General features: G+C 57.4%; 13 protein-coding genes. 12 read left to right on the top strand and 1 reads right to left on the bottom strand.

Going from position 1 to position 14,889, the window contains the following annotated elements; all coding sequences use genetic code 11:
- Positions 1–74: 74 nt before the first annotated feature.
- The 3 genes from A3OW_RS0107160 to A3OW_RS0107145 all read left to right on the top strand — a co-directional run bounded on the left by A3OW_RS0107160 (position 75) and on the right by A3OW_RS0107145 (position 3,543).
- On the top strand, positions 75–2,006 hold the full coding sequence (locus A3OW_RS0107160; protein ID WP_020562748.1) for an AsmA family protein: 1,932 nt from the start codon (positions 75–77) through the stop codon (positions 2,004–2,006).
- Positions 2,007–2,204: 198 nt separating this feature from the next.
- Positions 2,205–3,122, top strand: coding sequence for a lipid kinase (locus tag A3OW_RS0107150; RefSeq protein ID WP_020562746.1), 918 nt, complete (start codon positions 2,205–2,207; stop codon positions 3,120–3,122).
- A complete protein-coding gene (locus A3OW_RS0107145; RefSeq protein ID WP_020562745.1) occupies positions 3,109–3,543 on the top strand; it encodes a DUF2383 domain-containing protein in 435 nt (144 codons plus the stop codon). Before A3OW_RS0107150 ends, A3OW_RS0107145 begins: the two co-directional genes overlap by 14 nt.
- A gap of 92 nt (positions 3,544–3,635) precedes the next feature.
- Here A3OW_RS0107145 and A3OW_RS0107140 read toward each other — a convergent pair whose 3' ends face one another.
- Positions 3,636–4,046 carry a low affinity iron permease family protein gene (locus A3OW_RS0107140; RefSeq protein ID WP_020562744.1) on the bottom strand — a complete coding sequence of 137 codons (411 nt, stop codon included), beginning with the start codon at positions 4,044–4,046 and terminating at the stop codon, positions 3,636–3,638.
- A 265-nt stretch (positions 4,047–4,311) separates the two neighbouring features.
- Between A3OW_RS0107140 and dapA the strand changes: the two genes are divergently transcribed.
- The 9 genes from dapA to A3OW_RS0107095 all read left to right on the top strand — a co-directional run bounded on the left by dapA (position 4,312) and on the right by A3OW_RS0107095 (position 14,856).
- Positions 4,312–5,187, top strand: coding sequence for a 4-hydroxy-tetrahydrodipicolinate synthase (gene dapA / locus A3OW_RS0107135; RefSeq protein WP_026223391.1), 876 nt, complete (start codon positions 4,312–4,314; stop codon positions 5,185–5,187).
- A 3-nt stretch (positions 5,188–5,190) separates the two neighbouring features.
- A complete protein-coding gene (gene bamC / locus A3OW_RS26315; RefSeq protein ID WP_020562742.1) occupies positions 5,191–6,078 on the top strand; it encodes an outer membrane protein assembly factor BamC in 888 nt (295 codons plus the stop codon).
- Positions 6,079–6,193: 115 nt separating this feature from the next.
- Positions 6,194–10,075, top strand: a complete 3,882-nt coding sequence (gene purL, locus A3OW_RS0107125; RefSeq protein ID WP_026223390.1) for a phosphoribosylformylglycinamidine synthase — start codon at positions 6,194–6,196, stop codon at positions 10,073–10,075.
- Positions 10,076–10,376: 301 nt separating this feature from the next.
- A complete protein-coding gene (locus A3OW_RS0107120; RefSeq protein WP_020562740.1) occupies positions 10,377–10,826 on the top strand; it encodes a hypothetical protein in 450 nt (149 codons plus the stop codon).
- A gap of 111 nt (positions 10,827–10,937) precedes the next feature.
- The gene (locus A3OW_RS0107115) at positions 10,938–11,372 is read left to right on the top strand and encodes an Hsp20/alpha crystallin family protein (RefSeq protein WP_020562739.1); all 435 of its coding nucleotides are present in this window, start codon (positions 10,938–10,940) and stop codon (positions 11,370–11,372) included.
- Between the two features lie 151 nt (positions 11,373–11,523).
- Positions 11,524–11,907, top strand: coding sequence for a rhodanese-like domain-containing protein (locus A3OW_RS0107110; RefSeq protein WP_020562738.1), 384 nt, complete (start codon positions 11,524–11,526; stop codon positions 11,905–11,907).
- Positions 11,908–12,094: 187 nt separating this feature from the next.
- Positions 12,095–12,862, top strand: coding sequence for a hypothetical protein (locus tag A3OW_RS0107105; RefSeq protein ID WP_157385815.1), 768 nt, complete (start codon positions 12,095–12,097; stop codon positions 12,860–12,862).
- A gap of 433 nt (positions 12,863–13,295) precedes the next feature.
- Positions 13,296–13,559, top strand: coding sequence for an RNA recognition motif domain-containing protein (locus tag A3OW_RS0107100; protein WP_020562736.1), 264 nt, complete (start codon positions 13,296–13,298; stop codon positions 13,557–13,559).
- Positions 13,560–13,704: 145 nt separating this feature from the next.
- Complete coding sequence (locus A3OW_RS0107095) at positions 13,705–14,856, top strand: DEAD/DEAH box helicase (RefSeq protein ID WP_020562735.1); 1,152 nt, start codon at positions 13,705–13,707, stop codon at positions 14,854–14,856.
- Positions 14,857–14,889: the final 33 nt, after the last annotated feature.

Here is a 14,889-nt window from a genome sequence, read left to right as displayed (position 1 = left end):
TGTGGCTTCTTCGGGAGGAAAACTCCCGGCCTGCCGGGGAAGCGGAGTTTTTTTCATGTGCCGGGAGAGAAACGATGCGACAAATCTTGAAATGGACGGGAATCGTCATTGCGGTGCTGGTCATTGCCGGCGTGCTGCTGGCGGCCTTTTTCGACTGGAACTGGCTGCGTGGCCCGCTGTCGTCTGCGATCAGCACTTCGTTGGATCGGCGCTTTGCGATCAAGGGCGATCTGTCCGTCGACGTGTCGACCACACCGCGCATTACCGTCGATCAAATCGAACTGGCCAATACGCCCTGGGGCAGCCGGCCCGAAATGTTCACTCTCGATCGGCTCGAATTCAGCATTCGCCTCAAGGATCTATTGGGCGGCAAGGTGGTACTTCCCGAGGTTCGCCTGATCAAGCCCCGGCTCGTCCTGGAAAAGAACGGCAAGGGAGAGGTCAATTGGGAGTTCGGGAGCGCCGAACAGGAATCCGGTGACGAATCGGCGAGCCTTCCCGAAATCGGCTTGCTGGCGATCGACGACGGTCAACTTCTCTACCGGGATCCGGTCACCGAGATCGACGTTTCGGTGGCGAGCGGCATCGCCTCGGCCCGGCAACAGTTCGTCAAAATACAGGGCCGAGGCCGCTACCAGGAGGCGAAGCTGAAGATCGAAGCTACCGGAGGTGCGTTGTCGGAACTCAAGGAAAAAAAGATGCCTTATCCGGTCGATATCGAATTGGCTCTGGGGGAAACCCTGATTACGGCCAAAGGCACGGTGAAAGACCCGGCGCAATTCGAGGAACCCGATTTGAATCTCACCTTGAAAGGCCCCGATTTGTCCGAATTGCAGCCTTTGCTCGGCGTGTCGCTGCCGAAAACGCCGCCCTATCGGCTTTCGGGCCACGTCACGCGCAAGGGGGAGCAATGGAACGTAAAGAATTTTCAAGGCGACGTCGGCAGCAGCGACCTGGCCGGCGACCTGACCTACAGCACTCGAGACCGGCGGCCTTTTCTGCGGGCGGACCTCGCTTCGAAGAGGCTCGACATGAAGGATCTGGCCGGCTTCCTGGGAGCCGATACGGCGCCGAAAAAAGAAGAAAGCCGGCGGCTGTTTCCCGACGATCCGTACGATCCCAAAGCGTTGCGGGCGGGCGACGCCGACGTTAAATTGCGCAGTAAGAACATCATCACGCCCAATTTTCCGGTCGACGAATTCGTGGCTCATCTGAAGCTGGAGCACGGCCGGTTAACGCTGGATCCTTTGAATTTCGGCATCGACGTCGGCAAGATCACCTCCCGCATCAGCCTGGACGCCCGAGAGGAAAAGATCGAGACCAAGGCCAATCTCGAAATTCGCAAAGTTCCATTCAAAAGATTACTGGCCGGGACCCGTTTTGCGGAACAGAGCGCGGGCAGCTTTCTGGGCCGCGCCAATCTTGCCGCCATCGGCAATTCGGTAGCGGAAATGCTGGGCCATGCCGACGGCGACGTGGCGCTGATCATGGAAAACGGCCGCATCAGCAACCTTCTGGTCGAATTGATCGGCCTCGATATCGCCAGATCGCTTGCATTGGTGTTGACCCACGATCCGAGCATTCCGATCCACTGCGTCATCGCCGATTTCAGCGTGAGCCAAGGCCTCATGGAACCTCAGCTTTTGCTGGTGGATACCAACAAAAGCAATATCGTCGGGACAGGCGGAGTCAACCTCGGCGATGAAACGCTCGATCTGGTGCTGACCGCTCATCCCAAGACGCCGACGATCCTGAGCGCCCAGGCGCCGCTGATCATCAAAGGCTCTTTCAAGGAACCCGACGTCTATCCGGATCCCAAGACTCTGGGAGCGAAGGCTGCCGCTTCCGTCGCGCTCGGCGCGCTGTTGACGCCGGCAGCCGCGATTATTCCTTGGATCGAACTGGGTTTGGAGGAAAACAGCGAATGTCATGCGCTGATCGATGCAGCCAAAAAGAGCAAGACGGAACCGCCTCGACTCAAACGCAAACGAGGCGCCGTGAAATGACCGGGCGGCTGAACGGGCGGAGATTGGTTCTCGACAATGGCAAAACGCTTTACGGCTTAAACGATTCCGGAAAAACATTGTCCGAGCATCTGTTCCCGATTCGAGCGAACAATGGCTTTAACTTGCGGGCAAGTCCGACGATTTTCGGAAGAGCCTTCGGGCGCAAGATCAACGTTTTATCCGACCGGAACGGCTTGAATGACTGAACGCAAGGCGCTTTTCATCGCCAATCAAAAAAGCGGCAGGGCACAACCGAATGAGCTCGAAGGCGCCGTCCGGATTCTTGAAGAATCCGGAATGGTTCTGATCAAAGAAGAATCCGAAGATCCTGCCCATATTAACGAATTGATCAGGCAGCGCCGGAACGAAGTCGCCGCCGTCGTTCTGGCGGGCGGAGACGGAACCATGAGCTCGGCGGCCGGAACGCTTTCCGAATGCGGCCTTGCGCTGGGCATTCTGCCGACGGGCACGGCCAACGATCTGGCCCGCACTCTGGCTATTCCGGAATCTCCCGAAGCCGCCGCTGCGATCATTGCCGAGGGCCGCCTGCATGCCATCGATCTCGGCAAGGTGAATGACCGTTTTTTTATCAATGCCGCGCATATCGGGCTGGGCGTCCGAGTAAACCGCAACCTGACCCCCGACCTGAAATCCCGCTGGGGACGCTTCAGTTACGCCAAAAGCCTGATCGACTCCTTTCGGTCGATGCGTTCTTATCGTGCGGATATCGTCTGCGACGGCGAAAGCTTCAGCGTGCATTCGATTCACATCACCGTGGCCAACGGCCGTTTCTACGGAGGCGGCATGGCGCTATCGGAAGAAGCGGCGGTCGACGACCACAAATTGGGGTTGTTCAGCCTCGAACCGCAAAGTTTCTGGAGCTTTCTCAGCCATAGCGTCGTCATGCTGGGCGGGAAGTTGCAAGGCCGCGAAGGAGTTTTTCTGCGCAGCGGCGAGCGCATCCGGATCCATACGTCAAAGATTCTGGACATCTGGGCGGACGGGGAATTCATTTCGCAGACGCCCGCCTGTTTCGAACTGCGGCCGAACGGTCTGCAGGTGTATGTTCCCGAGCATTATTTCAAACAGGAGAAAACCGGCCATGCTGAGAACTGAAAAACAAGTTGCGCTCGATACGGTGATCAACTCAAGCCGCAAATCGATCGAACATTATCACTGGGTCGCCGATGCCGGCCACGATGAACGACTGAAATCCTGTCTCCACAAACGGGCTCTGCATCGGGAAACGCTGGTCGATAAACTGGCGCCCAGGATGTACCGACTGGGCGACATGCCGTCATCGCCCGATCCCGAAAAAGTGGCGGTCGAGGAGATGGTGACGCAAATCAAAGCGTCTTTTGCGGAAGATGGAGAAGAAGTGCTGCTGACTAGCCTGGACGAGATCGACTCGCAGTTGCTGAATGAAATCGGCGACGCTTTGAGCCTGGAGTTTGAAGCGGAGACGATGGCGATGCTTCGGGAACTTCAACAATCGATCATCGAAGCAAGGAAGGAAAGAGAGAATCCGACCGGTTGACGGGCCGGCTCCGGGAGCCATGCCGATGGCTGTATTCGATGCTCCTTGAACAGTGTCTGAAAACGTTGTCGATGCGGAAAAGTATCCGCGGCTTAAGGTTCCGGCGTGCCGGTATCGCGGTATCCCTGATCCAGTTCTTTTTTGGCTTCTCTGGCGAGCGCCCGATATTTTTTTCGAAACGCTTCCATCTCGTCCTCGGCCAGTTCTTCCAGACCCAGAAGCGTATTATGAGCGCCTTTGGTGGCCCGGATCAGCTCGTCGAGCTTGAGCTGGATGGCTTCCGTGTCGCGGTTTTGCGTGTTCTGGATTAAAAATACCATCAGGAACGTGACAATCGTGGTGCCGGTATTGACTACCAGTTGCCAGGTGTCGCTGAAGTGAAAGACGGGTCCGACAATTGCCCAAACCGCAATAATGCCGACGGCCACGATAAACACGCGCGGCTGGCCACAGAAACGGGCTGCGGTTTTTGCAAACCCGGAATACCAGGTATTGTTTTGCATGGGATACCTCCGCTTGGTCATTCTGCATACGATGACGCTGATGCTATGAAGTTTGTATGGGATTCAAATTTTCTTATGAATTCAATGTCATTTGAATTGAAAGTCATTAAATCTGTCTTAACCGCGAAAAGAAAAATGACGGTTTTCGGCTTTCGCCGTCTGTCTGAAAAGTCCGGCCTACGTCGATGCGCTTTTATCTTTTTGACTCTTTGCTTGGTATAATGTCCAAATTATTTAAAAGTAACATTTCCGTTCGAGAGAGTTCATGATTCAAGGTAGTATCGTTGCATTAGTCACGCCGATGGATGAAACCGGCGCGGTGGATAAGGAAAGTCTGAGAAGATTGATCGAATTTCACATTGCCGAAGGGACCGACGCGGTGGTCGCGGTCGGCACGACCGGAGAGTCGGCCACGCTGGACGAAGCGGAGCATTGCGACGTGATCAAATCGGTGATCGACTACGCACGAGGCAGAATTCCGGTGATCGCCGGCACCGGCGCCAACTCGACGACCGAAGCCATCGCTCTGACCCGGAAAGCTCGGGAATTGGGCGCGGATGCCTGCCTGATCGTGACGCCGTACTACAACAAGCCGACCCAGGAAGGCCTGTACCTGCATCATAAAGCCATCAACGATGCGGTCGATATTCCCCAGATTTTATACAACGTACCGGGCCGGACCGCCTGCGACATGTTGCCGGAAACCGTCGGCCGCCTGTCCCGTCTGAAAAACATCGTCGGCGTCAAGGAAGCGACCGGCGATCTTTCCCGAGTCGCAAAGATCCGGGAGCTGAGCGGCGATGAATTTGCCCTTTACACCGGCGACGACGCGACCAGTCGCGAGTTTTGCTTGCTGGGCGGCAACGGCAGCATCACCGTGACCGGCAACGTGGCGCCCCGCCTGGTGCACGAGATGATCGCCGCCGCGCTCGCGGGCGACCGCGAGAAGGCCTTGAAAATCGACCAAAAACTGGCGGCCCTGCATAAAACTCTGTTCATTCAATCCAACCCGATCCCGGTGAAATGGGCCGTCGCCGAAATGGGCCTGATGAAAAAAGGCATCCGTCTGCCGTTGACCTGGCTGACGCCCGACTGCCATGACGCGGTGCGCGATGCGATGCGCCAGGCCGAAGTGATTTGAGGCATGATGACGCTACGCCCGGTTCTGCCCGTTATTTTTGCGGCTGCTTTCGTCAATTTGTCGGCTTGCAGCTATATTCAAGGACTTTTCCCGGACAAGGAAAAGGATTACCAGTACACCACCGAAATTCCGCCGCTGGTGGTTCCGCCGCAACTCAGCGAAAATCCTGTTTTCAAACGGCCGGAAACGCCTTCAGCGGAAACCGCGCCACCGGACGCGGCCACCTCAACACGGACCGAGAGCCGCTTCGACGAAGCCAATTTGCCGCCCATAAAGAGTGAGAATCCGGCCGATTCCGGGGCCGACGCCGAGCCGGCTTCGAACATCGAGCCGAATGCGTCCGGACAGGCTCGTTCCGAAACGGAGTCCTCAAGCCCGGAACCGGCATCGCCGGAGTCCGAAGCGCGCCCCGAGGATGCCGCTCCTACGGAAGCCGAAGGCTCGGCCGAGACGGTCGCGCCCTCGGCCGAGCCTGACGATCAGACGTCCGCCAAAAGCGAAGCAATGCGCGTGGAGTTCGTGGTTTACGACGACGGCGAAAGCCGGCTCAGAATCCCCGCAGGAAAAGTCGTCGCCTGGAACGAGGTCGGCAAAGCGTTGAGCCGAAACTCTCTGGAAGTGATCGAACGGAATGCCGAAGACGGTTTGTTCATCGTCCGGTATGATCCGGAAGAGAAACCATACAGGGAAGATTCTTTCCTGGACGAATTCCTGTTTATATTCGGCGGGGTTGAAGCTAAGGATAATCAGTACTGGCTCAAACTGGTCGAGGATCATCAGCGGACCGATCTGGCCGTCCTCAATCGGGCAGGAAAGCCGATGGCAAACGAGGCGGCCCTGCGCTTGCTGAAGTTGATACAGAAAACGATCAATGCCGATCGGGCCCGATAGGGCTTGTTCCGTTGCCGATCGGTAGCCGGTCCGGGCCGGGCTTTCTTCCCGGAGGCGGCAAACGGGTCTTCTACTGTCCACAAGGTATTTTTAATTTCATTATTGTCACCGTCTCATGTTAATTATCCCTGGAACCTCCGCTCTCTCCGACTTTCGTATCCGCAAATTGTTAGACAGGCTGCAAGACGCCGACGCCTCCATCCACTCGGTTTCGGCGGTTTATCTGCACTTTGTCGATTTGAGCGAGCGCTTGAACGAGCTCGAAGACGATCTGCTCCGGCAATTGCTCGCCTATGGATCCGGACAGGGAAATACCGTCTCGGGAGGAGAAAGATTGTTGGTTGTGCCGAGGCCGGGCACGATTTCCCCCTGGTCCAGTAAGGCCTCCGAGATCGCGAACCGGTGCGGCCTGGCCAAAGTCAACCGCATCGAGCGGGGCGTCGAATACCGACTGGAAGCGGGCGCGCCGCTGGCCGATGCGGTTTTGCAACAGGTGGCGTCTCTGGTGCACGACAGGATGACCCAGAGCGTGCTGCTCGGCGAGGCCGAACCGGATTTGTTCAGCCATCACGAGCCTCAGCCTTTGTCGAGAGTGGCGGTCGTCGAACGCGGGCGCGAGGCACTGGTTCAGGCCAACGGCGATTTGGGCCTGGCCCTGTCGGACGATGAAATCAATTATCTGACGCACAGTTTCCGGGAGCTGGGCAGGAATCCGACCGACGTCGAATTGATGATGTTCGCCCAGGCCAATTCCGAACATTGCCGGCACAAGATCTTTAACGCGTCCTGGACGATCGACGGCGTGGAACAGGCGCAGTCCCTGTTCCGGATGATTCGCAATACCGCCGAAAAAAGCCCCGGGGGCATCCTGTCCGCCTACAGCGACAACGCGTCGGTCGTCGCGGGGCCGGAGACTCGGGTGTTCCTGCGCCACCCGGTGACCGGCCAATACGGTTATGTCGAGGAGGCCGCGCATCTTCTGATGAAAGTCGAAACGCACAATCATCCGACCGCGATCTCGCCCCATCCGGGAGCGGCCACCGGCTCCGGCGGCGAAATCCGGGACGAAGGGGCGACCGGGCGCGGCTCGACGCCCAAGGCCGGACTGACCGGATTTTCCGTGTCCCATTTGAAAATTCCGGGTTTTCCTCAGCCCTGGGAAGCCGATCACGGCAAGCCGGGCCGCATCGCTTCGGCGCTGGACATCATGCTGGAAGGCCCCATCGGCGGCGCCGCCTTCAACAACGAATTCGGCCGTCCCAATCTGGCCGGTTATTTCCGCAGTTTCGAGCAGCCCACGCCCGGAAGCGACGGCCGGCAGCTTCAGGGCTACCACAAACCCATCATGATCGCCGGCGGCATGGGCAACATTCGACCCATGCTGGTCAACAAACAGGAAATACCGCCGGGATCCTTGATCATCATTCTGGGCGGGCCGGCCATGCTGATCGGGCTGGGTGGCGGCGCGGCATCTTCTCAGGCCTCGGGGGCCGGCTCCGAGGATCTGGATTTCGCCTCGGTGCAGCGCGAAAACCCCGAAATGGAGCGGCGCTGCCAGGAAGTGATCAACCATTGCAATGCCCTGGGCGGCGAATCGCCGATCATCTCGATTCACGACATCGGCGCGGGCGGCTTGTCCAACGCGGTGCCGGAAATCATTCACGACTCAGGCCGGGGCGGGCGCTTCGAATTGCGCGAAGTGCACAATGCCGACAAGGGCATGTCGCCGATGCAGATCTGGTGCAACGAGTCGCAGGAGCGCTACGTGGTCGCCATCCGCCCGGACTCTCTCGAACTGTTCCGCTCGTTTTGCGAGCGGGAACACTGCCCCTATGCCGTCATCGGCGAGGCCACCTCCGAAGAGCATCTTCTGCTGAACGATGCGCTGCTCGGCGAGAAGCCGGTCGACTTGCCGATGCCGATTCTGTTCGGCAAACCGCCGAAAATGCAACGGACGATCCAGCGCCGGGCCAAACGCCTGGCGCCGCTGGATCTTGCCGGCATCGACCTCGAACAAGCGATCCAGCGCGTGCTGTCCTTTCCGGCCGTGGCCGATAAAAGCTTTCTGATCCATATCGGCGACCGCTCGGTGACAGGCCTCGTCGCCAGAGATCAAATGGTCGGTCCCTGGCAGGTGCCGGTCGCCGACGTCGCGGTCACGGCCTCGGGCTTTCACGCGCTGACCGGCGAGGCGATGGCGATGGGCGAGAGAACGCCGTTGGCCGTCATCGATGCGCCGGCCTCGGGACGGATGGCGATCGGCGAGGCGCTGACCAATCTGGCGGCGGCCAGGGTGGCGTCCTTGTCCGACGTCAAATTGTCGGCCAACTGGATGGCGGCGGCCGGTTTCGAAGGCGAGGACGCGGCGCTGTTCGACACGGTCAAAGCCGTCGGCATGGAATTATGCCCGGCGCTCGGCATTGCGATACCGGTCGGCAAGGATTCGCTGTCGATGAAAACCGTGTGGCGGGACGGGCAGGGCGAAAAAGTCATGACCGCGCCGCTGTCGTTGATTATCACGGCCTTCGCGCCGGTCTCCGACGTCGGCAGAACCCTGACGCCGCAACTGCGGCACGTCGAAGAAGGCAGCGTCTTGGTTTTGATCGACCTCGGCGAAGGCAGAAACCGCCTGGGCGGTTCAGTGCTGGCCCAGGTTTGCGGACAAATGGGCGACGAGTGCCCCGATCTGGACCATGTTGCCGGTTTCAAAGCTTTTTTCGGAACGATCCAAACGTTGAATGATCAGGGCAAATTGCTGGCCTATCACGACCGTTCCGACGGCGGCCTCTTGGCGGCGGTCGCCGAGATGATGTTTGCCGGCCGAAAAGGCGTGGAGCTGATGCTGGACGGCCTGGGCAATGACGTGCCGGGTATTTTGTTCAATGAAGAACTCGGTGCCGTGATCCAGGTTCGCCGCAGCGATCTGGATGCCGTCATGGCGCTTCTGGCGGAGGCGGGTCTCGGCCATTGCAGCCACGTCGTCGCCGAGGTGACCGATCGGCCGCAATTGACGGTCGTTCAGGGCGGCAAAGCCCTGTACGCGTCCAGCCGCGGGGAACTTCAATCCTGCTGGTCGGAAGTCAGTTACCGGATGCAGGCTCTGCGCGATAATCCGGAGTGCGCCAGACAGCAGTTCGAGCGCATTCGGGACGACAAGGATCCGGGGCTCAACGCCCATTTGACCTTCGACGTCAAAGAGGACGTTGCCGCGCCGTTTATTGCGTCCGCCAGGCCCCGCATTGCGATTCTGCGCGAGCAGGGCGTCAACGGCCATGTCGAGATGGCGGCGGCGTTCGACCGCGCCGGCTTCACCAGCATCGACGTGCACATGACCGACATTCTCGGCGGCAGGGTGAGCCTTGCCGAGTTCACCGGACTGGCCGCCTGCGGCGGATTTTCCTACGGCGACGTGCTGGGCGCAGGCGGCGGCTGGGCCAAATCGATTCTGTTCAATTCGCGCGCGCGCGATCAGTTCGCCGAATTCTTCCTAAGGCAGGACACCTTCGGCCTCGGCGTCTGCAACGGCTGCCAGATGATGTCGGGATTGAAGGACATCATTCCGGGTGCCGAATTGTGGCCGCGCTTCCTGCGCAATACGTCGGAACAATTTGAAGCCCGGGTGTCGATGGTGGAAGTACAGAAGTCGCCGTCGATCCTGTTCGCCGGCATGGCGGGCTCCAGAATGCCGGTCGCCGTCGCGCACGGGGAAGGACGCGCCGAATTTTCGATCGATCCTCTGACCGCTCTGGAACGGCAGGCCGTGGCCTTATGCCATGTCGATCATTACGGAGCGAAAACCGCCGATTTTCCCGCCAATCCCAACGGTTCACCGTTCGGCATTGCCGGTCTGACCACGGCCGACGGCCGTTTCACCATCATGATGCCTCATCCGGAGCGCTGCTTCCGGACCGTGCAGAATTCGTGGCATCCGGACGATTGGGGCGAGTACGGTCCCTGGATGAGAATGTTCCGGAACGCCAGGGTGTGGCTGGGATAATCGATCGATCAAGGAAACTCTCATGGCGTGGCCGGGTCATTTATCCGGGATCAATCAAGAGGAGCCGGCAACTTTCTGTTGCCGGCGCCGTGCCCGGTGGATCGCATTCCATGCGTGTTGATCGGATGATTTCATCTTGCGGGATGAGTCATCAGGAATGGGGGGCGGAGTATGAACCGTAGACAGACGCCTGCTGTCGTTTTTTCGGAGAAGGAATCGGCGTCGGTCCGGATTTCTGAAATCGGAGACAGGCACGGAGTCCGGTCTTTGATTTAAATGTTGTGGATTATCAGGATCGCCAATGAATCCATCCCTTTATCGAAAAATTTATTACGGGTCCGTTCTGCTTGGAGTGTTGCTCCTTATTCTTTTCCCTGCGGAAATTTTCGGATTTTTACTCGAACTGTTTCATCATATTCTCGAAGTATCGCTTGAATTGGGCCATTTGATGTTCGAGGCGATCGAAATGGGGCTGGATCATCTGATCGAGCATTTTTTCGAAACCAGCCTGCACGTCACTCAAACGATTGTTTTTTACATCATGCTGGTTCCCGGCCTTTATATCGGCTATCGCCTGCTGCGTGGGCTGATCTCCTGGGGCCGCCGCTGTCTGGACAGGCTGACCCAGGCTTGTGCCAATTATAAACTCCGTACCGTTTCTTACTGGCATTCCATAGACGCCCTGGACAAGATCAAATGGCTGGTGATTTTAGGAGTGGGCCTTTACTTGATATCGTTAGTGTCGTTTTAGCAAGGCGGAGAACATTTTTCGCAATTTGCAGAGCTTCGTCTTGAAAAGCCGCAGAGCCGCCCCGATTTTACCGGGCAACCGAAGTAAAACGATCACCATGAGGAAGCTGTTATGGCCTATACCTACCAACCCTGGAGTTTATTGGATCAATTGCAGAAAGAGCTGGAACGCGCTCGCGAAGCCGGTGCGGGCGAAGGCGCCGTCGCGACGGCCGAATGGTCTCCGGCGGTCGACATCAAGGAAGAACCCGACAAATTCGTGCTGCAGGCCGACGTTCCCGGAGTCAGGCCCGAAGACATCGACGTCAGCATGGAAAACGGCGTCTTGACCATCAAAGGTGAAAAGCAAACCGGGGCCAAAGCCCAACACGAAGGCTACAAGCGCATCGAGCGGACTTACGGATCTTTTTACCGCCGATTCAGTCTGCCCGATACCGCCAATGCCGAAGCGATCAGCGCCAAATCGAAGTACGGCGTGCTGGAGATCGTCATACCTAAAAGGGAAGCGGTCAAGCCCAAGAAAATCAGCATCGCATCTCACGAATAAACGAACGGAGCCCCAGGGCTCCGTTTTTTTCAGCGGCCGGGTAGCGGCGAATTCATTCGACTTCGGCATACACAAACCCGGGCGAGACAATTTTCTCCTGTCCGTACCAGACCCCGGCTTTCAAAACTTTTATTTTACGAACTTCAAATCCATGGCTGCTAAAAATTTCCTTTTTCTCCTGTGTTTTCTTGTTACCGTTGCCGGCTGCCGGGAGCAAAAGCCCGATTATCTGACGATGATAACGCCGGCCGAACTCAACCGGCTCATGCAGAGCGAAGATGTTTTTCTGGTGGACGTGCATACGCCGGAACAACGCCATATCCGCGGCACCGATCTGTTCATTCCGTACGACGAAATCGGGAAACACCTGGACAAGCTGCCTCAAGATAAAAATGCCGCGATTTATCTCTATTGCAGAAGCGGACGCATGGGCAACGAAGCGGCAAAATCTCTGTATGAATTGGGTTACCGTAACCTGACCAATCTGGAAGGCGGCACGGAGGCCTGGAAAAAAGAAGGACTGGATTTTGAATGAGCGGATTCAATCGTACCGATACCGATTGCATTCTATCGGCGCGGCGTTATAATGCCGCTTTGCAGCGAGTTTCCGAGCGCCGCGCTCAGGTTTTACCATAATGACCGCTTGAGAGTAGGCCGGTGAGGAAAACTCGGGCTTAACATGCAAACAACTGCCGATCATAACAACAAGAAAAACTCATCCCATGCCAATGCTCGAAAAGCTCATGGCGAAGGAGCTGCCTTCGCCGAATTATCGCCGCCTGTTTTATCCGGGCGTATCGGTATTGCTGTTGATACTGATGTTTCTTGGTTTCCGGCAGTTCTATCTGTACGGCAAAGCCTATCCCGGCCGTGAACTCGCCCCGCCGATCCGGACGTTGCTGATTCTGCACGGCATCGGCATGACGTCGTGGATGGTGCTGTTTGTGGCCCAGCCGCTCCTGATTCTGGCCGGTAACCGCCGCGTTCACCGGCTGCTCGGCCGAATCGGGGCCGGGCTTGCGGCCGTCATGGTCGTCCTTAGCTTTCGGCTCGGGATCGAATCGACGCTTCTCAGTCCGCCCGATTTGAGAATCTGGGGTTTGGCTTCGAAACAATTTCTGGCTGTGCCGATCATCAGTATTCTGATCTTCTCCGGTTTCGTCATTCTCGGCGTGAGCAAACGGCGGCAACCGGAGGTTCACCGATCGATGATGCTGCTGGCCACCCTGGCCGTTATGTCGGCCGCGGTCAGTCGCATCGATTTCCTCAACAGCCTGTATCAGGGCACGATCTGGGAAGCGGTATTCGGGCCGTTTTTTACGACTTTAGCAATCGGCGCGCTCTTCCTGGCGGTTAAATGGCTGCCGACGCGGTCTTTAAATCCCTGGCTGGTGTGGGGATACGGCGGACTCGTGCTCTCCGACGCGCTGATCATGCAACTGGCGACGACGGGCGTATGGGATCTCTTTGCCACCTTTCTGCTCCAATAACGTCGACGCACCATTTAGTCTTACTCAAAAGCCGGTCCGGGATTTTTCCTTCGGGGAGCAGGCTACGAATCAAATGAAGCGTATCGTACATTGATGTAAAGAGACTAAGTGTCATATAATCGGAAAGGTAGTGAACTTTCTAGTTAAGCTTTGGTCTAGTTCTATTGTTATGAATGACTGAAGCCGGCCAGATCTTTGGATTGTCGCCGCAATACCAAGTCCCCCTTCAACACTGGAGGCAGAGGAGATCGTTGAAATCGATGAAACGTCTTCTCCAATCCCGAATTCACGCTATGCTTGCCCAGGGGATTGCAAGCAAACTGATGACTTGCCTCTTTTCTGCGACGAATCCATCAGCGTAGCGCCCTTTGCTGTATGCCGGGTTAAAACGCCGGTCGCATACAGTCTTTTTCACACACACCAAGGACACCTTTTGAAAAGATTATTTGTGGGAAACCTGCCCAGCGACGCGACCGAAGCCAGTGTCACGGCTTTATTCTCGGAGTTCGGCAGAGTGCATTCCATCGAACTCGTCACCGATCTGTTCAGCGGCAGATGCAAGGGTTTTGGCTATATCGGCATGGAAGGCCACGAAGCCAGAGCAGCCATCGCCAAACTCAGCGGCTTTCTGTATGGCGGCAAGCCGCTCAAAGTCAACTTTGAAGACTCTTCCGGCAGAAAAGGCAGACGCCGGTAGCGGTTTTCTTAAAATTTCTTCTGCCTTTTTCGAGATGCGGCGCGGTCGCTAAGGCGGGACCGTTTCGATTGTCCGGTTCCAATCACCGATGCGCGCCGTAATCCAACCCTACAGGGATGTTGATCCCTCCCAATCGAGAATTTCTATGTCATTTTCTTCTCTCGGCCTGTCCGAGCCCTTGTTGCGCGCCGTCGGCGACTCAGGATACACCACGCCCACGCCGATACAGCAAAAAGCCATTCCTTCGGTGTTGTCGGGCCGCGATCTGCTGGCGGCCGCCCAGACCGGCACCGGAAAAACCGCGGGCTTTACCCTGCCGATCCTGCATCGCCTGGCGGATAAACATTACGACCGCAATCGCCCAGTGCGAGCGCTCATTTTAACGCCGACCCGCGAACTGGCCGCCCAGGTGGGCGAATCGGTCGTCAAATACGGAGCGCATCTGATGCCGCGGCTGAAATCGGACGTTGTGTTCGGCGGCGTCAACATCAATCCGCAGATGATGCGCCTGCGCGGTGGCGTCGACATCCTGACCGCGACGCCGGGGCGCCTGCTCGATCTGGTTGCCCAGAACGCGGTCAAATTGAATCAAGTCGAAATCCTGGTGCTGGATGAAGCGGACCGCATGCTGGACATGGGCTTTATCCGGGACATCAATAAAATTCTGGCTTTGTTGCCCAAAAAGCGGCAAAACCTGCTGTTCTCGGCCACGTTTTCCGCCGACATCCGCCAATTGACGCAAAAATTGCTGGTCAATCCGGTGCAGATCGAAGTCGCGGTTGAAAACGCACCGGCCGATACGGTCGAGCAGATTGCCTATTCGGTCGACAAGACCGCGAAAACCGCGCTCCTGACGCATCTGATCAAAAGCAACGGCTGGCGGCAGGTTCTGGTTTTTACCAGCACCAAACACGGCGCCAACCGCCTGACCGAAAAACTTAATTCCGCTCAAATTTCCGCGAAAGCGATACACGGCAACAAAAGCCAGGGCGCCCGAACCAGCGCTTTGGCCGGTTTCAAGGCCGGAGAGATTCGCGTTCTGGTCGCCACCGACGTGGCCGCGCGCGGGATCGACATTGCCCATCTGCCGCACGTCGTCAACTATGAATTGCCGCGTTCTTCCGCCGATTACGTGCACCGCATCGGTCGCACCGGACGGGCCGGGCGGGGTGGGCTTGCGGTGTCGCTGATTTCTCAGGACGAAAACAACGCGCTGCGCCTGGTCGAAAAACTGATCGGCGCGAAAATAGCGCGCGGAAAGATTGCGGGGTTTGAAGGCAGAGAAACCGCTCGTTAAATGAGGCGGTACTGGATTACTGCCGTCTCCGGC

It is taken from the genome of Methylosarcina fibrata AML-C10 (genome assembly GCF_000372865.1).
Classification (GTDB): Bacteria; Pseudomonadota; Gammaproteobacteria; order Methylococcales; family Methylomonadaceae; genus Methylosarcina; species Methylosarcina fibrata.
The sequence above is the reverse complement of the archived record's forward strand: the minus strand, read 5'-3'. Positions and strand labels throughout refer to the sequence as shown.